The 18,571-nt window shown below is 68.3% G+C and carries 20 protein-coding genes; 11 read left to right on the top strand and 9 right to left on the bottom strand.

Features of this window, described 5'->3' with window-relative positions; translation table 11 throughout:
• Positions 1-11: 11 nt before the first annotated feature.
• Positions 12-1,493 (bottom strand): ABC transporter substrate-binding protein, encoded by a 1,482-nt coding sequence (locus tag OL599_RS08240; RefSeq protein WP_264713213.1) that lies wholly within the window; start codon positions 1,491-1,493, stop codon positions 12-14.
• A 167-nt stretch (positions 1,494-1,660) separates the two neighbouring features.
• Here OL599_RS08240 and OL599_RS08235 point away from each other — a divergent pair, with 167 nt between their 5' ends.
• The 6 genes from OL599_RS08235 to OL599_RS08210 all read left to right on the top strand — a co-directional run bounded on the left by OL599_RS08235 (position 1,661) and on the right by OL599_RS08210 (position 6,458).
• Positions 1,661-2,578, top strand: coding sequence for an ABC transporter permease (locus OL599_RS08235; protein ID WP_264713212.1), 918 nt, complete (start codon positions 1,661-1,663; stop codon positions 2,576-2,578).
• Entirely contained in the window at positions 2,575-3,417 is an 843-nt protein-coding gene (locus tag OL599_RS08230) for an ABC transporter permease (protein ID WP_264713211.1), read from the top strand. The genes OL599_RS08235 and OL599_RS08230 overlap by 4 nt, the downstream gene beginning before the upstream one ends.
• Positions 3,414-4,397 (top strand): ABC transporter ATP-binding protein, encoded by a 984-nt coding sequence (locus OL599_RS08225; protein WP_264713210.1) that lies wholly within the window; start codon positions 3,414-3,416, stop codon positions 4,395-4,397. The genes OL599_RS08230 and OL599_RS08225 overlap by 4 nt, the downstream gene beginning before the upstream one ends.
• Positions 4,394-5,344: an ABC transporter ATP-binding protein gene (locus tag OL599_RS08220; protein WP_264713209.1), complete on the top strand. Its 951-nt coding sequence runs from the start codon at positions 4,394-4,396 to the stop codon at positions 5,342-5,344. Before OL599_RS08225 ends, OL599_RS08220 begins: the two co-directional genes overlap by 4 nt.
• Before the next feature lie 161 nt (positions 5,345-5,505).
• A complete protein-coding gene (locus OL599_RS08215) occupies positions 5,506-6,033 on the top strand; it encodes a hypothetical protein (protein WP_264713208.1) in 528 nt (175 codons plus the stop codon).
• Between the two features lie 26 nt (positions 6,034-6,059).
• A complete protein-coding gene (locus OL599_RS08210) occupies positions 6,060-6,458 on the top strand; it encodes a c-type cytochrome (protein ID WP_264713207.1) in 399 nt (132 codons plus the stop codon).
• 8 nt (positions 6,459-6,466) lie between these two features.
• Here the strand turns inward: OL599_RS08210 and OL599_RS08205 are convergent, their stop codons facing one another.
• Both OL599_RS08205 and OL599_RS08200 read right to left on the bottom strand, forming a co-directional pair.
• The gene (locus OL599_RS08205) at positions 6,467-6,850 is read right to left on the bottom strand and encodes a hypothetical protein (protein ID WP_264713206.1); all 384 of its coding nucleotides are present in this window, start codon (positions 6,848-6,850) and stop codon (positions 6,467-6,469) included.
• A 1-nt stretch (position 6,851) separates the two neighbouring features.
• Positions 6,852-7,376 carry a hypothetical protein gene (locus OL599_RS08200; RefSeq protein ID WP_264713205.1) on the bottom strand — a complete coding sequence of 175 codons (525 nt, stop codon included), beginning with the start codon at positions 7,374-7,376 and terminating at the stop codon, positions 6,852-6,854.
• 493 nt (positions 7,377-7,869) lie between these two features.
• Here OL599_RS08200 and OL599_RS08195 point away from each other — a divergent pair, with 493 nt between their 5' ends.
• Complete coding sequence (locus tag OL599_RS08195) at positions 7,870-8,247, top strand: c-type cytochrome (RefSeq protein WP_264713204.1); 378 nt, start codon at positions 7,870-7,872, stop codon at positions 8,245-8,247.
• A gap of 15 nt (positions 8,248-8,262) precedes the next feature.
• On the opposite strand, the gene OL599_RS08190 is transcribed toward OL599_RS08195, so the two are convergent.
• Positions 8,263-9,651, bottom strand: coding sequence for a hypothetical protein (locus OL599_RS08190; RefSeq protein ID WP_264713203.1), 1,389 nt, complete (start codon positions 9,649-9,651; stop codon positions 8,263-8,265).
• Between the two features lie 248 nt (positions 9,652-9,899).
• On the opposite strand from OL599_RS08190, the gene OL599_RS08185 reads away from it, so the two are divergent.
• The 4 genes from OL599_RS08185 (at position 9,900) to OL599_RS08170 (ending at position 14,009) form a co-directional block, all read left to right on the top strand.
• On the top strand, positions 9,900-10,718 hold the full coding sequence (locus OL599_RS08185) for a divergent polysaccharide deacetylase family protein (RefSeq protein WP_264713202.1): 819 nt from the start codon (positions 9,900-9,902) through the stop codon (positions 10,716-10,718).
• 107 nt (positions 10,719-10,825) lie between these two features.
• Positions 10,826-12,352, top strand: a complete 1,527-nt coding sequence (locus OL599_RS08180) for an ABC transporter substrate-binding protein (protein ID WP_264713201.1) — start codon at positions 10,826-10,828, stop codon at positions 12,350-12,352.
• A gap of 193 nt (positions 12,353-12,545) precedes the next feature.
• Positions 12,546-13,049, top strand: a complete 504-nt coding sequence (locus OL599_RS08175) for a hypothetical protein (protein WP_264713200.1) — start codon at positions 12,546-12,548, stop codon at positions 13,047-13,049.
• 87 nt (positions 13,050-13,136) lie between these two features.
• Positions 13,137-14,009, top strand: a complete 873-nt coding sequence (locus OL599_RS08170; RefSeq protein WP_264713199.1) for a fumarylacetoacetate hydrolase family protein — start codon at positions 13,137-13,139, stop codon at positions 14,007-14,009.
• Positions 14,010-14,021: 12 nt separating this feature from the next.
• Here OL599_RS08170 and OL599_RS08165 read toward each other — a convergent pair whose 3' ends face one another.
• The 5 genes from OL599_RS08165 to OL599_RS08145 form a co-directional block, all read right to left on the bottom strand.
• The gene (locus OL599_RS08165) at positions 14,022-14,981 is read right to left on the bottom strand and encodes an EAL domain-containing protein (RefSeq protein ID WP_264713198.1); all 960 of its coding nucleotides are present in this window, start codon (positions 14,979-14,981) and stop codon (positions 14,022-14,024) included.
• 1 nt (position 14,982) lies between these two features.
• Positions 14,983-15,843, bottom strand: a complete 861-nt coding sequence (locus tag OL599_RS08160; RefSeq protein ID WP_264713197.1) for a sensor histidine kinase — start codon at positions 15,841-15,843, stop codon at positions 14,983-14,985.
• Between the two features lie 309 nt (positions 15,844-16,152).
• Complete coding sequence (locus tag OL599_RS08155; RefSeq protein WP_264713196.1) at positions 16,153-17,037, bottom strand: hemolysin family protein; 885 nt, start codon at positions 17,035-17,037, stop codon at positions 16,153-16,155.
• Positions 17,034-17,504, bottom strand: a complete 471-nt coding sequence (gene ybeY, locus OL599_RS08150) for an rRNA maturation RNase YbeY (RefSeq protein WP_264713195.1) — start codon at positions 17,502-17,504, stop codon at positions 17,034-17,036. Before ybeY ends, OL599_RS08155 begins: the two co-directional genes overlap by 4 nt.
• The gene (locus tag OL599_RS08145) at positions 17,505-18,569 is read right to left on the bottom strand and encodes a PhoH family protein (protein ID WP_408886925.1); all 1,065 of its coding nucleotides are present in this window, start codon (positions 18,567-18,569) and stop codon (positions 17,505-17,507) included.
• Positions 18,570-18,571 lie beyond the last annotated feature (2 nt).

Below are 18,571 nucleotides of genomic sequence, written 5' to 3'. Positions count from 1 at the left end.
GCCGCGTCGGCTCAGGGCTGCCACTTCATGTCCATCACGAAGAAGGCCTCGTTCGCGGTCGGCGCCCATTTCAGCTCGCGCCGTGCGGCATAGATCGCCACGTCCTGGAACAGCCCGATCCCCGGCACCTCATCGCGCAGGATCTCGAAGGCGCGCCGGTAATGCTCCAGCCGCTTGCCGGGATCGAGGATCGTGCGGGCGGCGTCCACCTCGGCATCGAAGGCGGGATTGGCGAATTTCGACCAGATGCTGCCGCTGCGGAACAGCGGGAAAATGACCCCGTCCGCGTCCTGGCAGGCGCAGGACCAGCGCCCCTGCGACAGGCTGCCGGCCTCCTCCGGCGTGCCCTGGCGGCGGCGCAGATAGGTCGGCTGGTCCATCGTCACGATGTCCACCTTCAGCCCCACCTCGCCCAGCATCTGCTGCACCGCCTCGTTCAGCCGCCGGTCATAGGCGGGCGAGGTCAGGAACTGCAGCGTGGCGCCCTCGGCCCCGGCTTCCTTGATCAGCGCGCGCGCCTTCGCAGGGTCGTGCGGCCAGCCCTTCACATCCGGCACATAGCCGAAATTCGCCGGTGTCAGCACGATGTTCACCGGTTTGGCGTAGCCCTGCTGCAGGGCCGTGATGATGGTGTCGCGGTCCACCGCCATGGCGATCGCCTGGCGCACCCGCTTGTCCTTGGTGGGCCCGGCCTGGGCATTGACGAACATGTAGGCGATGCGCTCGGTCGGCACCGTCAGCAGCTGCAGGGCGCGCTCGCTCTTCAGCGCCTCGGCGTCGTCGGGCGAAAGCCCGCGGGTGATGTCCGCCCGCCCGGTGCGCAGATCGGCGATGCGGGTGGAGGCATCGGGCACGGCGCGGAAGGTCACGGAGCGGAACGCCGGCTTGCCGCGCCAATAGGCGTCGTTGGCATCGAGCACGGTCTGCACGCCACGCTGCCACGCGCGCAGCCGGAATGGGCCGCTGCCGACCACCTCCTGGTTGAAGCGCTGGTCGCCCAGCTTCTCCACGACGGCCTTCGGCACGATCGACAGCTTGACCAGCTGCGCCATCAGCGCCGGGTACGGCGTCTTGGTATGCAGCGTCACCTGCGCCGGACCGGTGACCTCGGCCGACACGATCTGGTCGAACTGCGACAGCTGCGGGCTGCGGAACGCCGGGTTGATGATGCGCTGCACGCTGAACACCACGTCCTCCGGCGTCAGCCGGCTGCCGTCGTGGAAGGTGATGTCGGTGCGCAGGTCGAACACGATGGTGCGGTCGTCGGCGTAGCGCCAGGCGGTGGCCACCTGTGGTGCGATCTTCCCGGTGGCGTCGCGGGTGACGAGGTTGTCGAAGATGTTGCGATACACCGTGTAACTGTCGGTATCCCACTGCAGATGCGGGTCCATGGTGGCCACGTCGCCGGGCAGGTCCACCACCAATCCGTCCTTCTGGGCGAATGCCGGTGTGGCCAGCATCAGGCCCAGGAACAGCAAGCCAAGCGCGCGCATCATCATGCCCCCTCGATTCAGGGCCGGGATGTTGGGGCAGGCGGCGCCGCGACGCAATTCGCTTTGATCGAAAGGGGCCGTGACGGCGCAGCCAGACAACCACGGATCAAACGCCGCCTGCGTGATCTCTTGCCCGCCCGTCCATTGCGGCCTTAGGCTCGACGGGAATGGTCACCTTCCTCGCCCGTCGCGCGCTGCTGGCCCTGCTCGTCACGCTGACCGTGCTGACGATCAGCTTCGCCCTGACCCGCCTGTCGGGCGACCTTGCCGTGTCCATCGCCGGGCCGCAGGCCACCGCGCAGGACGTGGAGATCATCCGCAAGGCCTATGGCCTCGACCGCCCGCTGCTCGCACAGTTCTTCGACTGGGTGGGCTCGGCGGCATCCGGCGATCTCGGCCGCTCCTATCTGTATCACGAGCCGGCGGCGAAGCTCATCCGCGAGCGCCTGCCGGTCACCCTCACCCTCGGCCTGACCGGGCTGTGCATCGCGCTTCTCACCGCCATCCCGCTGGGCATCCTGGCGGCGATGCGCGAAGGCTCGCTGCTCGACCGCGCGATCATGCTGATCGCCGTGATCGGACAGGCCATGCCAAGCTTCTGGCTCGGCCTGCTGCTGATCATCTGGGTCGGGCTGAAGCTGCAGCTGCTGCCGATCTCCGGCGTCGATACCTGGGACGGCTACATCCTGCCCGGAATCGTGCTGGCGTTCTCGGCCATCCCCGCGCTGATGCGGCTCACCCGCAGCGGCATGGTCGACGCGCTGGCCTCCGACTACATCCGCACCGCCCGCGCCAAGGGCCTCAGCCGTGCCTCGATCGTGCTCAAGCACGCGCTGCGCAACGCGGCAATGCCCGTCGTCGCGGTCGCCGCCGTGCAGCTCGGCTTCATGCTCAGCGGCTCGATCGTCATCGAATCGGTCTTCTCCCTGCACGGCGTGGGCTATCTGGGCTGGGAGTCGATCAGCAAGAACGACTTCCCGGTGGTCCAGGCCGTCGTGCTGTTCCTGGCCATCGTCTATATCTGCCTCACCCTGCTGGCCGACCTGCTGAACGCCGTTCTCGACCCTCGGCTGCGTGCCGCATGAGCGGCTTTCCGCCGCTGCGCAGGATCGCCGCCGGCCTCGGCGCGGTCATCGTCCTGGGCGTCGCCTTTGCCGCGATATTCGCCCCGTTGCTGGTTCCGCATGACCCGTTCCTGCAGGACCTCAATCAGCGCATGGTCCCGCCCTCCTGGATGGAGGGCGGGATGCCCGCGCACCTGTTCGGCACCGACCAGCTCGGCCGCGACTATCTCTCGCGCCTGATCTACGGCGCGCGCATCTCCATGCTGATCGGGGTGATGACGGTCATCACCTCCGGCCTCATCGGCATCACGCTCGGCGTGCTGGGCGGCTTCTTCGGCGGTCGGGTGGACGACGTGGTGATGTTCGCCATCACCTGCCGCCTGTCGATCCCGCTGATCCTGGTGGCGCTGTCCGTGGTCTCGCTGATCGGCAGCTCGCTGACCGTGGTGGTGTTCACGCTCGGCCTGCTGCTGTGGGACCGCTTCGCCGTGGTCGCGCGCACCACCACCATGCAGGTGCGCACGCTCGACTATGTCAGCGCCGCCTGGGCCGCCGGCTGCTCGCGCAGCTACATCCTGCTGCGCGAGGTGCTGCCCAACATCGTCCACCATCTCATCGTCGTTGCCACGCTGGAAATGGCGCTCGCCATCCTGCTGGAGGCAGCGCTCTCCTTCCTCGGCCTGGGCGTGCCGCCGCCGCTGCCAAGCTGGGGCCTGATGATCAGCGAAGCCAAGGACTACATGTTCTTCAGCCCCTGGGTGATCATGGTCCCCGGCATCGCCCTGTTCGTTCTGGTGCTCGGCATCAACTTCCTCGGCGACGGGTTGCGCGACCTGCTCGGCGCGACGCGCGACGCATGAGCGAAACGCTGCTGGACGTGCAGGGCCTGCGCGTGCGCTTCGGTGGCGGCACCGAGGCCGTGCGCGGCGTCTCGCTCGCCGTGGACCGCGGCGAAACGCATTGCCTGGTCGGCGAGTCCGGTTGCGGCAAGTCGGTCTCCGCCCTGGCGGTGATGACCCTGCTGGCCCGCGGCGCCACCCGCAGCGCCGAGCGCATGGCATTCGCCGGCACCGACCTGTTGGGCCTGGACGAACGCGGCATGGCGAAGCTGCGCGGCAACCGGATGGCGATGATCTTCCAGGAGCCGATGACCAGTCTGAACCCCGCCTACACCGTCGGCTCGCAGATGGCCGAGGTGATGCGGCGCCACCGCGGCGCCAGCCGGCGCGCGGCGCTGGACCGCGCGGCGGCGCTGCTGGGCCGGGTCGGCATCACCGCGCCGGGCATGCGCCTCGCCCAGTATCCGCACCAGCTCTCCGGCGGGCTGCGCCAGCGCGTCATGATCGCCATGGCGCTGATGTGCGACCCCGAGCTGCTGATCGCCGACGAACCCACCACGGCGCTCGACGTCACCGTGCAGGCACAGATCCTGCGCCTGCTGCTGGAACTGCAGCGCGAGCTGGGCCTGGCGATCCTGCTGATCACCCACGACCTCGGCATCGTCGCGCGCATGGCCCACCGCGTCAGCGTCATGTATGCGGGCCAGGTGGTCGAGAGCGCGCCGGCCGCCGATCTGTTCGCCGCCCCCACGCATCCCTACACGCGTGGCCTGCTGGACTGCGTGCCGGCGCCCGGCAAGGTCGCGCGCGGCGCCCAGCTCGGCAGCATCCCCGGCACCGTGCCGCGCATTCCCCTGGGCTTCACCGGCTGCGCCTTCCGCGACCGCTGCGCCCAGGCCATGCCGGAATGCTCCGGCGACATCCCCGCCCAGACGCGCATTCCCGGCCACCGCTATCTGTGCCGGCTGCCGGCCGGCTGGCCGCGGGACGCCGCGGCATGACCGCCGCCCCCGCCATCGAGGCGCGCGACGTCGCCAAGATCTTCCGCCAGGGCACCGGCATGTTCTCGGCCGCCCGCCACGTGCGCGCGGTGGACGGCGTGTCCTTCGCCGTTCCCGCCGGCGGCTGCTTCGGCATCGTCGGCGAATCCGGCTGCGGCAAGTCCACGCTGGCCCGCCTCATCCTGGGGCTGTACCCCGCCACCTCCGGCGACATCCTGGTCGACGGCCGCCGCCTCGCGGACATGGGCCGGCGGGAGCGGGCGCGGCTGATCCAGCCGGTGTTCCAGGACCCGTTCTCCTCCCTCAATCCGCGCCGACGCATCCGCGACATCGTCGGCCTGCCGCTCGCCGCCCAGGGCGTCGGCGGCGCCGAGATCACCAGCCGCGTCGCCGCGATGCTCGAACGCGTCGGGCTGTCGGCCGAGATGGCCGGGCGCCTGCCCGCCCAGCTCTCCGGCGGCCAACGCCAGCGCGTCGCCATCGCCCGCGCGCTGATCCTGCGGCCGCGCATCGTCGTGTGCGACGAGCCGACCTCGGCGTTGGACGTGTCGGTGCAGGCGCAGATCCTCAACCTGCTGGCCGAGCTGCGCCGCGACCTCGGCCTCACCCTGCTGTTCATCAGCCACAACCTCGCGGTGGTCGAGCATATCTGCGACGAGGTGGCGGTGATGTATCTCGGCCGCGTCGTCGAGCACGCGGAAACCGACGCGCTGTTCCGCGCCCCCGCGCATCCCTACACGCGCGCGCTGCTTGCCTCGGTGCTGACGCCAGAGCCCGGCCGCGGCATTCCCGATGTCGGCCTGGGCGATACCTATCCCGATCCCGCCAACATCCCGCCGGGCTGCCGCTTCCATCCGCGCTGCCCGATCGCCGTCGATGCCTGCCGCACCCAGGTTCCGCAGCCGCGCGTGCTGTCCGGCCGGACGGTGGAGTGCCTGCTGGCCTGACCGGCCATGGCCGCACCAAGGCCAAAGGCGGACCAGCCACCGCTCCAATGAAACGCGGTTGACACAATTCGAGATAAAGCGCGAGATAATCGCGGTGGGATTGACGACATCTGCCCGGAGGGAGATCGATGCGTCCAACCTTGCCGGCGGCCGCTGCACTGGTGGCCTTCACCGTCGCGGCCTGGGTTTGTCCATCTGGCATCGCCCTGGCCCAGGCGCCGCAGCCCTCGGCGTCAGCGCACGAGATTCCGCAGTCGCTGCGCGTTGAGCACGAAGAAACCCTGCAGCGCCTCTCCGCCCTCGCCCGGCGCCGGGGACCGGTCGGCGACGCGGCGCGCAAGGCACTCGTTCTGTTCAAGCGTCACATCGCCCGCGAGGAGGAATATATCCTGCCGCCGCTGACGTTGTTGCCGGTGCTGGCGGATGGCAAGGTGACGCCGGACATGAAATGGGCGTTGGCCATGACCGATCGGGTCAAGGCCGAACGCGAGCAGATCTTCCAGGAGCACACGCAGCTGACGGATGCGCTCAACGCCATCGTCACCGCTGCGCAACGCGCGCACGACAACGACGCCGTCGAATTCGCCCGCGCGGCCGCTGCCGATTCACTCAACGATATCGAGCTGCTGGAGCCGATGGTGGTGGTGATCGGCGACTATTTGCACAGCAAGCTGCCGGCCGGCCAATAGCCGCGTGCCCAGCAGGAGTTCGAAGCATGCATGAGCGTCCTTCGCGTGCCACGCTCACTTGGCTGACGACCGCGGTCAGCGCCACATTGTTGCTGGCCGTGATCGATCCCGCGGCCGCCGCAGACCCCGCGGCCGGCCGAAGCGTCTTCCAGTCGCAATGCAGCATCTGTCACGCCGTCCAGGCGGGGCGGAACATGACCGGCCCGACCCTGTTCGGGATCGTCGGCCGCAAGACCGGGACGGTGCCCGGTTACACCTACTCGGAAGGCAACAAGAACGCCAATGCCACGTGGGACCAGGCCACGCTGGACAAGTATCTCACCGCGCCACGGGCGGCGATGCCCGGTACGAAAATGACATACGGCGGCTTGAAGGACGACACCAAGCGCGCCGACCTGATCGCGTATCTCGCAACGCTGCACTGACACCAGGGCTATTTGCCCTGCAGCAGGTCCATGAACGGCGGAAAGGTCAGCAGCAGCCCGGCGATCAGCATCGCAAAAGCGGCGACATTGACGAGAACGAGACTGACGCTGCGCCCCGCCCAGCTCCTGGCGAGCCAGTACCAGGCCACGAGCCAGACAAACACGGCCGTCGAGGTGACACCTGACAGCGGCCCGGTCGCACTCCAGAAATTGAAGGCACGCAGGATCGCCGGCGAGGCGTCGCCGGCGAACGCGAAGATGCCGAGCGCCAGCGAGCCGATACCGGCCGCCAATATTGCTGCCGCGCCAGGGCCGTTCGGCAACACGTCAGGCTGAGCGGTGCCGAATGCGTCCCCTGCACCGGCAGGGATGTCGGATTGCTGCGTGCTCATGTCACTTGCCCCGCAGAAGTACGATGTCGGCGCCGCCGCGCACCGGCGCATACTTGTTGAGGAACGCGCCGAAAGCGCCCGCCACTCCGGTGGCGATGAAGGCGACAACCGTGAACGCCAGTACGGCACTGCGCAACTGCCGGGATCGGGCAAGCTGGGGGCCGTATTTGATGAAGACATAGGCCACCATGGTCATCGCGATCGGTGCGAACCACGCGACATGTTCCTTCCACTCCATTCCCAGATCGTGCCAGCCGGCGGTCAACGGGTTCGAGAGCAGAAGCCGCTGCGGGTAGCCTGCGAGGTCAGTGGTGCCAGGGGGCGGAACGGCACGATACCACGGATAGACGACATAGGACCCCGAGATCACGGTCAGCCACGCGAGCGCGGCCATGCTCACCAGATAGAAGCGGAACATCCCGCTATCTCGCGAACCGGGCTGCCAGCGCGCGCCGGTGACAGTGGTCGCATAGATCACGCCGATGGCGCCGGAGAATGCGAGCATGAACAGCGCACCGAAGCCCATGCCATGCACCACGGTCATGAGGTCACGGAATGTTATTTCCACTGCGTCGCTCTCCCTGGGGTTGCCGCCGCCACGTCGTCACTGACGCGTAACATGCGGCCGGAAGGGGAAAATGAAATCGGCCCGAAGTATTGGCACGATCGCGGCCACGGTGCGACGTTTCATTTATTTGAGGCGGCGGAGCCCCCCTGAGAACACCGCGCGGCACGCCGGCTTCGTCGCGTATGTCCGGGCGGTGAAATAGCCCCGGCTCATTCTCCGCGCCCTGCGGGAATTTTGGCGGCCCTGGCGCGTCCGTTGTGGTGGTTCGGGTGCGCCCGGGTTCATGGGCCTTCACACGAACCGAACGTCATTCTTCGCGGCGCCCATGCAGGCGCGTCGCGCTGTTGGAACGCTGTGGCCCGCCACCGCGCGATGCGTGGCGTGCTGTCCGAATGTCGCGCCGGCGCCTGCGATTCCGCCCAGCGGCGCCGGGTCCGGGAGAACATGAACGATGTTTCGGCTGTTTATCGGTGCCATCGCCTGTGTTGCCACCTGCCAGCTTCTGACGCTCCCTGCGCATGCACAGAATGCCGAAGCCGGCCGCCGGGTCTTCACGCAGATCTGCAGCAACTGTCACGAAGTGGCACCCGGCAGGAACCGCATCGGCCCATCGCTGTTCGGCGTCGTAGGCCGCAAGACCGGCACGCTGACGGACTTCCGTTACTCGGACGCGAACCGGCGGGCCAACATCGTATGGGACCAGGCAACGCTCGATCGCTACCTCGCGAACCCGCGCGGCATCATTCCCGGCACCGCCATGACCTATAACGGATTGAAGGACGACCCGAAGCGCCATGACCTGATCGCCTATCTCGCGACACTGCACTGATGCCAGCGGCGCCGCTCAGAACGCCAGCCAGGCAAAGGCATATAGCGTGTTGTTCCCCGCGGCGTTCCGCCCGAAGCCATCGTAGTTGTTGCCGGCGCCGTTGAACTGCGTATAGACGATGTACTGCAGCCCAAGCTTGAGGTTCGCCAGCGGCGACTTCCACGAGTCCGCTTTTCCGAACGGAACCCAGTCCGCCTCGAAGATGAACGAGTTACTGTTCGGCTTGCTGTTGTTGCTGCCGGTCAGCTCGCCCGGCGAAAACAGAACCGGATTGGCCGGACCCCACGTCTTCTGCCAGCCGGCGGTGAAGCCGTAGGTGTTCTGGAACCAGTAGGACGCGTTCAGGCGGATCTGGTTCAGGCTGTAATGGTTGCCGAAATCCGTGCCGTTCGCCGCGTTTGCAGACGAACTCGACCCTGTCAGGTCCTGGTTTTCGTGCGTGTAGATGCCTTGCACCGTCACGATATGGGTGCCGGTGCCGAGATACTCGTAGCTGGCGTCGAACGCGTAATCCCTGTAGTGGTCGCGACCGAACGATCCGTCGGTTATGCGGCCCGCTGTGGCGGGATTGACGTTGGACTGAAGATACAGTGCACCGACATGCGCGGATTGCTGGCTCCAGTTCCATTCATAGGCCGCGCGGATATACGGCATCATTCCCTGAGAGCTTCCCACGGTGAAGAAATTGCCTGTCCTCGCCAGCAGGTATGGGCTCATCGTGTTGTAGGCGCCGATCTCCAAATAGAGCTTCTTGTCGTACCAGCCATAGACCGAGTACCCCAACGTACTTCCGGCGAACGCCCCGGCCAGCACCGGCTGCGCCGCGGGCGTCGGGGCAAGGCCGGAGGCGATATACGGAAATCCCCAGGCAAAGGTCGTGTTGTAGGGGTCCTGAACCGTCGGCGTGTTGTTGAGCGATATGCCCACCCGCAGCTCGCGGTCGCCGAGGTCGAAGGTCGTCGTGTACGGCCGCAGGTCGGTGTTATCCAGGTGCGACGCGTTCGGGATGTTGGAATACGTGAACTGGACAAATCCGCCGGCGAAGTCCGTGACCCGGCCAGCCACGAAGCCGCTGATTTGATCGAGGGCGAAGTTGCCGTTCGATCCGTAATGATGCGTCCTCTGGTCCGGCGGAACCCCTTCCTGCGTATTCGTGTAGGAGCCGAAGATCATCGCCGACAACGGGATCTGCGACCGCACGCCGGAACCGCCCGACTGCGTGTAGCCGCCGATCTTGAAGGCGCGGCCAAGCGGGGTGAGCTGCGGCCCGTATCCGCCGATATGGCAGGCCGTGCAGGGTTGCCCGGTCTGCGCCGCAAAGGAGGGAATTGCTTGCGCGGAACGTTCTGATGCCAACAGAACAACCACAGCCAGGAACGCGATGGTCCACCCAGTGCCACGCATGAGGTCACCTCTCGCTGACGTTGCGACATTAGCGTCATCGACACCGCCCGTCGTTGATCTACCTCAATAACGATGGCTCGAAATGCGATGATCGGCCTCCCAGGGCCGCGGCCGCCGGTCATCGGCATCACGACCATGTGATGGCAGCCGCCCGGAACGTGGTGGCCTGCGGAACCCCCTTGTATTGCTCACGATTTTCGGCCAACCAGGGGCGCTGACGAACTCGTTCCCTCCGGTGAAGAAGGCCAATGGTCATCAACCGCCGCGTCGTCCTCACCGGTGCCCTGAGCCTGCCGCTGGCGGCGCGCCCGGCCCGGTCCGCCATCCTCCCGCGCTGGCAGCGCTTCGCCGTCACCGCCGGCGATCCCGCCGGCCGCCCGGTCATCTCCATCGTCATCGACGACATGGGCGTGATCCATCCCGGCACCCGCCGCGCCGTGGCGCTGCCCGCCCCGCTCACCCTGTCCTGGTTCCCGTTCGCCCGGAACCTGCCGGACCAGGTGGGCACGGCCACCGAGCGCGGCCACGAGGCGCTGCTCCACATGCCCATGCAGGCCTCCGGCACCTCCATCGCCTGGACCGGTCCGGACCCGCTGCGCATCGACCTGCCCGCCGAGGAGAACCTGCGGCGCCTGCTGACGGCGATCGACTCCGTGCCCGACACGGTCGGCCTGAACAATCACATGGGCAGCGTCGCCACGCGCGACCCGGCGCTGATGGCCCTGGTGGCGCGCGAGACGCGCAAGCGCGACATGCTGTTCCTCGACAGCCTCACGATCACCCACAGCGTGGGCTACCAGCAGGCCGCGCTCGCCGGCGTGCCCGCTGCCTCCCGCGATGTGTTCATCGACAACGCCGCCGACACGGCGCAGATCCTCGCCCAGCTCGAACGCACCGAGCAGATCGCCCGCCGCCAGGGCCATGTCATCGCCATCGGCCATCCCCGCCCGCACACGCTCGACGCACTGGAAGCATGGCTCCCCGGCCTTGCGGCAAAGGGGTTCATGCTGTGGCCGCTGTCGGCCACCGTGGCGTGGCGCAACGAGATCGCCTTTCCGGCCGGCTGAGCCCGCCCCGCACCGCCGGGCTCTCGCGGCCTGGTTACGCGTCGTTGCTTGCTCGTTCCGCCGCCGGCTCCTAGCTTTATGCCCTGGGAACCGAGGGGGAACGTGCGATGCGTGGGACGAGATGGCTGGCTGGATGCCTGCTGGCGGCTGCGGTCGCCGTGCTGCCGGGAACGCCGGCGCATGCGCAGAAAGCGGCGGACACCCTGCGGGTCACCTGGCGTGACGGCATCCCGGACCTGAACCCCTACTACAACTCGCTGCGCATCGGCCTCATCGTCGCGCATCAGGCCTGGGACGGGCTGGTCTACCGCGACCCCGACAGCTTCACCATCAAGCCGCTGCTGGCGACCTCGTGGAAATACATCGACGACACCACGCTGGAGTTCGAGCTACGGCGCGGGGTGAAGTTCCATGACGGCAGCCCGTTCAGCGCCGACGACGTGGTCTACACCATCAATACCATCCTGACCGACAAGAAGGTGGCGGTCCCCAGCAACTACGCCTGGATCGCCGGGGCCGAGAAGATCGACGACTACAAGGTGCGGGTGAAGCTGAAGCGCATCTTCCCGGCGGCGCTGGAATACCTGTCCATGGTGGTGCCGATCTGGCCCAAGGCCTATCGCGAGCGCGTCGGCGAGGAAGCCTATTCCAAGGCCCCGGTCGGCGCCGGGCCCTACCGGATCACCAAGGTGGACGGGGTGAGCCAGATCGATTTCGAGCGGTTCGCCGACTATTACCCCGACAGCCCCAAGGGCAAGCCGGCGATCAACAAGCTCGTGATCCGCAGCGTCACCGATTCCAGCGGCGAGCTGAATGCGCTGCTGGGCAACAAGGCCGACTGGATCTGGAACTTCCCGGCCGACAATTTCGACAACATCAACCGCGTGCCCACCCTGCAGGCCCTGCGCGCCGAGAGCATGCGGGTCGGCTACCTGTCGATCGACGCCGCCGGGCGCACCGGGGCCGGAAACCCGCTGACCAACGTGAAGGTCCGCCAGGCGATCTACCACGCCATCGACCGGGTCGCGATCGCCAAGAACCTGGTGCAGGGCGGATCGCGCGTGCCGGACGCGCCGTGCTACCCGACCCAGTTCGGCTGCGACGCCGCCGCCGCCATGCGCTACGACTACAACCCCGCCAAGGCGAAGGCGCTGCTGGCCGAAGCCGGCTACCCCGAGGGCTTCGAGACCGAGCTGGTGACCTACATCCTGCCGCAATGGGGCGGCGCGGTGCAGAACTACCTCAAGGCGGTGGGCATCAACGCGCGCATCAGCCAGTTGCAGGCGTCGGCGGCCCTGCAGCGGTCGCTCGAAGGCAAGAACCCGCTGTATCTGGCCAGCTGGGGCAGCTATTCCATCAACGACGTCTCGGCGATCCTGCCGTTCTTCTTCACCGGCGGCGGCGACGACTATGTCCGCGACCCCGAGCTGAAGGCGCTGGTCGAGAAGGGCGGTGCCACCACCGACCCGGACGAGCGGCGCAAGTTCTACAGCGCCGCGATCAAGCGGATCACCGAGAACGCCTACTGGCTGCCGCTGCACACCTATGTCACGACCTACGGCATCTCGCGGCAACTGAACTTCAAGCCGTACCCGGACGAGCTGCCGCGCTTCTACCTCAGCTCCTGGAAGTAGCCGGCGGCAGATGCCCCGGAGCCCGCGCACGATCACGCGGGCTCCGAGCCCTTCCAGGAAAGTGAAGCCGGCCCCGGCCCCGAAGCCCCGCTTTGCGGCGCGCTGAGGCGTAATCTCCCGCCGGCGGCGAACCAACGCCGCCAGGTCGGGAGGGAACGTCATGCGTATCATCCTTGCCACGACGTGCGCCGTGATGAGTCTGACGGGAATGGTCTGCGCGCAGCAGCCGCCCGCTGCCCCCATGTCGGACCAGGACTACATGAAGCGGGTAATGATGGCGGCGCCGCCGCAGGTGGTCGAGCAGGCGACGGTTGTCCGCATGAAGGACGGCGCCATGCAGACGATGAAGCAGGGAACCAACGAATGGACCTGCATGGAAGCGAACGGCGTGCCGATGTGCCTGGACCCGAACGCGATGGACTGGGCGCATGCCTGGCAGAGCCATGGGCCCGCAACGGAGAAGACCGGGTTCATCTACATGCTGGCGGGCGACACCGGCGCGAGCAACACGGACCCCTATGCGACCGAGAAGAAGGCCGACAATCACTGGATCGAGACCGGCTCGCACGTGATGATCGTGGGCGCCGCCGCGAAGACGATGCCCGGCTATCCGAAGACCGCCGACCCGGATCCCACGAAGCCCTACGTAATGTGGCCGGGCACGCCGTATGAGCACCTGATGATCCCCGTGAAGTAGCGGCCGACCCGCGCGGGGGTTGCCTGGGCGAGCAGATCGGGCAGAATTCATCGGATACGCGCTCGTCACGTACCGGGAGACTGCCTGATGTTCTCGCTCGTCACCGTCCGCCAGGACGGCCTGCCCGTGGGCTGCCTGGAACGTGACGGGCAGATCTACCGTCTTGCCGATCTCGGCGCGCCGGGCGACGTGGCCGCGCTGTTCGCGGACTGGCCGCGCTGGTCGGCACATCTGGCACAGGCGCGCCTGGCCGCCGCGCCGCTGCCGGCCGGGCTGCCGGTGCTGGCGCCGCTACAGTATCCCGGCAAGATTTTGTGCGCCGGCGCCAACTACTACGACCACTGCGCGGAAATGGGCGTCACCGACCTGCGCAAGGAGGCGCAGCGCCTGTTCTTCTTCTTCAAGCCGCCACGCAACGCAGTGGTCGGCCCGGGCGCCACCGTGCGCAAGCCGATCGGCACCCAGGCGATGGACTGGGAGATCGAGCTCGCTGCCGTGATCGGCACCCGCGCGCGCAACGTCAGCGTGGCCGACGCGCTCGCGCATGTCGCCGCCTACACCGTGGCGATCGACTTTTCCGCCCGCGACTTCAACCGTGCGCCGGAGACCTTCTACAAGCTCGACTGGGTGGCCGGGAAAGCGCACGACACCTGCTGCCCCATGGGCCCGCGCCTGGTGCCGGCCGCGGCGATCGGCGACCCGCAGGATCTCGGCCTGACGCTCTCGGTGAACGGGGTGACGAAACAGGACGCGCGCAGCTCGGGCATGATCTTCTCGGTCGCCGAGCAGATCGCGACCGCCTCGCGCATCATGACGCTGGACCCCGGCGACGTGATCCTGACAGGCACGCCCGCGGGCGTCGGCGCGCCGAAGCAGACCTTCCTGTCGGTGGGCGACACCGTCGCGGCCAGCATCGAGAAGATCGGCACGCTGTCCGTGGTGATCCAGCCCGAGGGCTGAACCCCGCCGCGCTCAGTCCAGGGGCTCGTCCGCAGCCGCAGACGGCGCCGGCGGCGCCTCGATCCGGGCGAGCAGGTCGGCGGCCGGCATCGGCCGGCCGACGAGATACCCCTGCGCCTCATCGCAGTGCCATTCCGTGAGCTGGCCGAGAACGGCCTCGGTCTCGATCCCCTCGGCGACGACACGCAGGCCCAGCTCGTGCGCCAGCCCGATCAGCCAGCGGACGATGACGCCGCTGGCGTGGTCGGCGTCGATGCCGCTGACCAGCGAGCGGTCGATCTTGATGACGTCGGCCGGAATGTCCTTCAAATAGCCGAGATTGCTGAAGCCCGCGCCGAAATCGTCGATGGCGACGCTGATGCCGATGCGGCGGATCTGGTTGAGCTGCTGGCGCGTGCGCCGGTCGTCGCCGATCAGCGCCCCTTCCGTGAACTCCAGCTCCAGCGATTCGGCGCCCAGGCTATGGGCGCGCAGCAACTCCACGAGGCGGCCGACGAAATAGCCCACGGTCAGGTTGGTGGGCGAGACATTGGCGGAAATCCGCACGGGATGGCCATCGGCCGCAAGCCGGGCCGCGAAGGTCATGGCGCTGTCCAGCACCCAGTCGGTAAGCTGGCCGATCAGCGGATCACGCTCCACCACCGGGATGAACTGGCCGGGGTTCATCGGCCCGAGCACGGGGTGGCGCCAACGCAGCAACGCCTCGGCGGCGATGCAACGCCCGGTTCGCAGGTCGATCCGCGGCTGATAGACGAGGCTGAGCTGGTCGGCGGCCTTCAGCGCCCGCCGCAGATCGTCGCACAGGGCGGTGGGCGAAAGCTCTTGCGGCGGCACATCGGACAATGTGGGCACGACCACTTGTTGCGACCGGGGCGAAAGATAGCGCTGCACCGTCCGGACGGCCACAAGACCGTTGCGGTCGTCCGGCGCCGCCGGGAACAAGTCCGTGCCATCGGCATCGCCTTCCTGCATGTCAGGCCGCGGTGGCGGTGATGGCCCGCAAGCGAGCCGGCGTCGGCCGCGAGGCATGCTGATGGTCGATCGGCGCCTCCAGCACCCGGGCGCGGGGGAACGCCAGGCTGATATAGGTGCCCGCCTCCTCGGCTGCCGCCGTCTCCACGCCGCCGCCATGCGCCTCCATCAGCGCCCGGACCAAAGTGAGCCGCAGGCCGATCCCCCGGCTGTCATGGGTCGGGACCGGCCCGGCAGCGGCGGCCGGCGGCCGCGGCGCACGGAACCCGTCCTCGATCACCACGGCAACCCCGTCGGTCGTCGGGCGGAGGCTGATGTCGATGCTGTCGTCATGGCCGGTATTGCGCACGGCCACCGTCAGCGCCCGCCGCAGCACGTGCCGCAGCGCGCGGCGATCGGCGCTCAGCCGCGTGGCCCGCACATCGGGCGCGATGCGCCATTGCCGCCGACCCGGCCCGATCCCGGTGCCGACATTCGTCACCGCCTCGTCGATGGCGACGCCGAGATGGATCTCCTCGTCGTGCAGCACGCGGGTGGAACCGGCCTGCATGGTGTACTCGTGCAGGTCGTCCGCCATCTCGAACACGTCGGTGGCGGCCGTCGCGATGCCCGCGGCGTGCGGCAGGCCGTTTGCCGCCAGATGACCGGCATTGCCATGCAGCGTCATGCCGATGGAACGCAGGTCGTGCGCGGCGATGCGCATCCGCCGCAGCGCGGCCTGCTCGGCCTCCTGCGCCCCCGGCAGCGGCGCGTCGCCGGCCTGCAGGTCCCGCCGCAGGCGCCTGTTCTGCACCGCCAGCAGCACGCCGATGATCAGGCTGGCCGCCAGGTTCAGCAGGGTCGCGGACGCGGCAATGCTCACGGGCCATTCCCGGCGTCACGCAGCCAGCCATCACGACCGGTCGGCGACGCGGAAAGGGGGTCGGACCACCGGCTTGCTACTGACATCCGTCTCGGCTCGGTTTCAAAGGACAAAGACCATCCTGCGCGCCGAAGTTTCAGTTTTTTGTTAAGAAAACCGGCCCGCCAAGATCTTTGCGCTTACTTGACGAAGAATTACTGCCGGGCATGGCACCGTACGCATTAAAGCAACGTCGCGAAATCGCAATAAAGAAGCCGGTAGTTCCTTTCAGTTTCTTGCCCCCGCCCTGCCGTCACCCCGAATCCGGCTCTATTCGGCAGCCGCCTGCTGCGCCGGCGTCCGGCGCACGCGCAACCGGCGGATACGCCTTGCATCGGCGTCGAGCACCCGGAACTCGATGCCCGACGGATGCCCGATCACCTCGCCGCGCGCCGGCACCCGTCCAGCCAGCGTGAACACAAGCCCGCCGACCGTGTCGATGTCGGCGTCGCGTTCGGCCTCGGACAGGATCGGGCCCATCCGCGCCTCGAACGCCTCGACCGGCAGGCGACCATCGATGTCCAGCGAGCCGTCGCCGCGCTCGGTGACCATCGGGCCCGGCACCTCGTCATGCTCGTCGGCGATGTCGCCGGTGATGGTCTCCACCAGATCCTCGATCGTCACCAGGCCGTCGATGCCGCCATACTCGTCCACCACCAGCGCCAGATGCATGCGCGCCTGGCGCATCTGCAGCAGCAGATCGAGCACCGGGATCTGCGGGGCGACGAACAGCGGCCGGCGCAGGATGGCCTCGAGCTTGAACTCTTCGGGCCGGCCGACATAGGCGAACACGTCCTTCAGATGGACCATGCCGACGATGTCGTCGAGCTGCTCGCGGAACACCGGCAGGCGCGAATGGCCCTCGCGCCGGAACTGCGCCACCGCCTCGTCCAGCGTCGCGTCCACGCGCATGGCCACGATATCCGCGCGCGGCACCATCACGTCGTCGGCGGTGGTGCCGCGCAGCCGCAGGACATTGGCGATCAGCGCGCGTTCCTGGCGGTCCAGCTCGGGCGCCTGGCCGGGGATAGGGGTCGCATCGGCGGCCTCCTGCACCAGTTCGGCGATGGAATCGCGCACGCTGTGCTCGATGCTGCGACGCCACAGCCGGCCGCGCAGCCGGGTCAGCAGGCCGGCACGGGTCACGCCGCTCATCCCCGCTTCCACGGGTTGGGCAGGCCCAGCCGGCCGAGGATGCGCGCCTCCGCCATCTCCATCCGCCGCGCCTCGCCGGCATGGTGGTGGTCGTGGCCCTGCAAATGCAGTGCGCCGTGCACCACCAGATGCGCGAGGTGATGGGCGGGCCGGCGCCCGGCCTCCTGCGCCTCGCGCCGGACGGTGGCCAGGGCGAGCACGATCTCGCCGGGCAGGCCCGCGGCGGCGGGATCGAAGGTCAGCACGTTGGTGGGCTTGTTGCGGTCGCGGTGGCGCGCATTCAGCCGCTTCACCGCGGTGTCGGACGACAGCACCACCGTGACCGGTCCGCCGCTGCTGCCCTGGGCCGCGGAAGCGGCCCGGCTGACCACCAATTCGGGATTACGCACCACGCGGCGCCATGCCGGATCGGCGACGATGACCTGGACCCCCGCCGCGGCGGGGCCCCTACTGATGCCGGGATCCATCTACGTGCCAGACGCCTCCGGGCCACGGCCCTCGCGGGCGCGGCGGGCGCTGGTCTCCTGCTCGGCGGCGGCGCGCTGCTCGTAGGCGTCGACGATGCGCGCCACCAGCGGATGGCGCACCACATCGCGCTTGTCGAACCGGCACACGCCGATCCCGGGCACGCCCTCCAGCGTGTCCAGCGCGTCGCGCACGCCGGAACGGGTGCCGGCGGGCAGGTCGATCTGCGACAGGTCGCCGGTGATCACCATGCGCGTCCCCTCGCCCATGCGGGTCAGGAACATCTTCATCTGCACCGCGGTCGTGTTCTGCGCCTCGTCGAGGATGACGAACGAATGCGCCAGCGTACGGCCGCGCATGAACGCCAGCGGCGCGACCTCGATCTCGCCGGTGCCCATGCGGCGCACCACCTGCTCGCCCGGCATCATGTCGTGCAGCGCGTCATACAGCGGGCGCAGATAGGGATCGACCTTGTCCTTCAGGTCGCCGGGCAGGAAGCCCAGGCGCTCGCCGGCCTCCACCGCCGGGCGCGAGAGCACGATCCGGTCCACCCGGCCGGCCTGCAGCATGGCCACGGCCTGGGCAACGGCGAGATAGGTCTTGCCGGTGCCGGCGGGGCCGATGCCGAACACCATCTCGTTGCGGCTCAGCATGTCCATGTAAGTGGCCTGGCCCGGGCTGCGCGGGCCGACCGCGCCGCGGCGGGTGCGGATCGCCGGCAGGTCGGACAGCGGCAGGCGGGGATCGTCGATCTCGCTGAGCCGGATCGCGGCGTCGACGTCGCTCGTGCTCACGCCCTCGCCGCGCTCCAGCCGCCGGTACAGCCCGGTCAGCGCCGACTGCGCGGCCTCGACTCGCGCCGGGTCGCCGGCGATGGCCATCCGGTTGCCCCGGCACGACACGCGCACGCCCAGCCCCTGTTCGATCCGAACCAGATGGCGGTCGTGATCGCCCAGCAGCAGGGACAGCAGCGCGTTGTCCGGGAAATGCAGGGTCGCGGCCTTGCCGGCCGGAGCGGCGGAAGCAGTGCGGTCAGCCGGAGAAGCGACCCCGGGGGCCGCTGCGATGT

The organism is Limobrevibacterium gyesilva, assembly GCF_025989185.1.
GTDB lineage: Bacteria > Pseudomonadota > Alphaproteobacteria > Acetobacterales > Acetobacteraceae > Limobrevibacterium > Limobrevibacterium gyesilva.
This window is presented reverse-complemented; position numbering and strand designations above follow the sequence as displayed.

What these genes read in the sequence shown, in the direction of transcription:
- OL599_RS08240 (WP_264713213.1), bottom strand. Translation starts at nt 1,493, where the DNA reads ATGCGCGCGCTTGGCTTGCTGTTCCTGGGCCTGATGCTGGCCACACCG.
- OL599_RS08235 (WP_264713212.1), top strand. Translation starts at nt 1,661, where the DNA reads ATGGTCACCTTCCTCGCCCGTCGCGCGCTGCTGGCCCTGCTCGTCACG.
- OL599_RS08230 (WP_264713211.1), top strand. Translation starts at nt 2,575, where the DNA reads ATGAGCGGCTTTCCGCCGCTGCGCAGGATCGCCGCCGGCCTCGGCGCG.
- OL599_RS08225 (WP_264713210.1), top strand. Translation starts at nt 3,414, where the DNA reads ATGAGCGAAACGCTGCTGGACGTGCAGGGCCTGCGCGTGCGCTTCGGT.
- OL599_RS08220 (WP_264713209.1), top strand. Translation starts at nt 4,394, where the DNA reads ATGACCGCCGCCCCCGCCATCGAGGCGCGCGACGTCGCCAAGATCTTC.
- OL599_RS08210 (WP_264713207.1), top strand. Translation starts at nt 6,060, where the DNA reads ATGCATGAGCGTCCTTCGCGTGCCACGCTCACTTGGCTGACGACCGCG.
- OL599_RS08205 (WP_264713206.1), bottom strand. Translation starts at nt 6,850, where the DNA reads ATGAGCACGCAGCAATCCGACATCCCTGCCGGTGCAGGGGACGCATTC.
- OL599_RS08200 (WP_264713205.1), bottom strand. Translation starts at nt 7,376, where the DNA reads ATGGGCTTCGGTGCGCTGTTCATGCTCGCATTCTCCGGCGCCATCGGC.
- OL599_RS08195 (WP_264713204.1), top strand. Translation starts at nt 7,870, where the DNA reads ATGTTTCGGCTGTTTATCGGTGCCATCGCCTGTGTTGCCACCTGCCAG.
- OL599_RS08190 (WP_264713203.1), bottom strand. Translation starts at nt 9,651, where the DNA reads ATGCGTGGCACTGGGTGGACCATCGCGTTCCTGGCTGTGGTTGTTCTG.
- OL599_RS08185 (WP_264713202.1), top strand. Translation starts at nt 9,900, where the DNA reads ATGGTCATCAACCGCCGCGTCGTCCTCACCGGTGCCCTGAGCCTGCCG.
- OL599_RS08180 (WP_264713201.1), top strand. Translation starts at nt 10,826, where the DNA reads ATGCGTGGGACGAGATGGCTGGCTGGATGCCTGCTGGCGGCTGCGGTC.
- OL599_RS08175 (WP_264713200.1), top strand. Translation starts at nt 12,546, where the DNA reads ATGAGTCTGACGGGAATGGTCTGCGCGCAGCAGCCGCCCGCTGCCCCC.
- OL599_RS08170 (WP_264713199.1), top strand. Translation starts at nt 13,137, where the DNA reads ATGTTCTCGCTCGTCACCGTCCGCCAGGACGGCCTGCCCGTGGGCTGC.
- OL599_RS08165 (WP_264713198.1), bottom strand. Translation starts at nt 14,981, where the DNA reads ATGCAGGAAGGCGATGCCGATGGCACGGACTTGTTCCCGGCGGCGCCG.
- OL599_RS08155 (WP_264713196.1), bottom strand. Translation starts at nt 17,037, where the DNA reads ATGAGCGGCGTGACCCGTGCCGGCCTGCTGACCCGGCTGCGCGGCCGG.
- ybeY (WP_264713195.1), bottom strand. Translation starts at nt 17,504, where the DNA reads ATGGATCCCGGCATCAGTAGGGGCCCCGCCGCGGCGGGGGTCCAGGTC.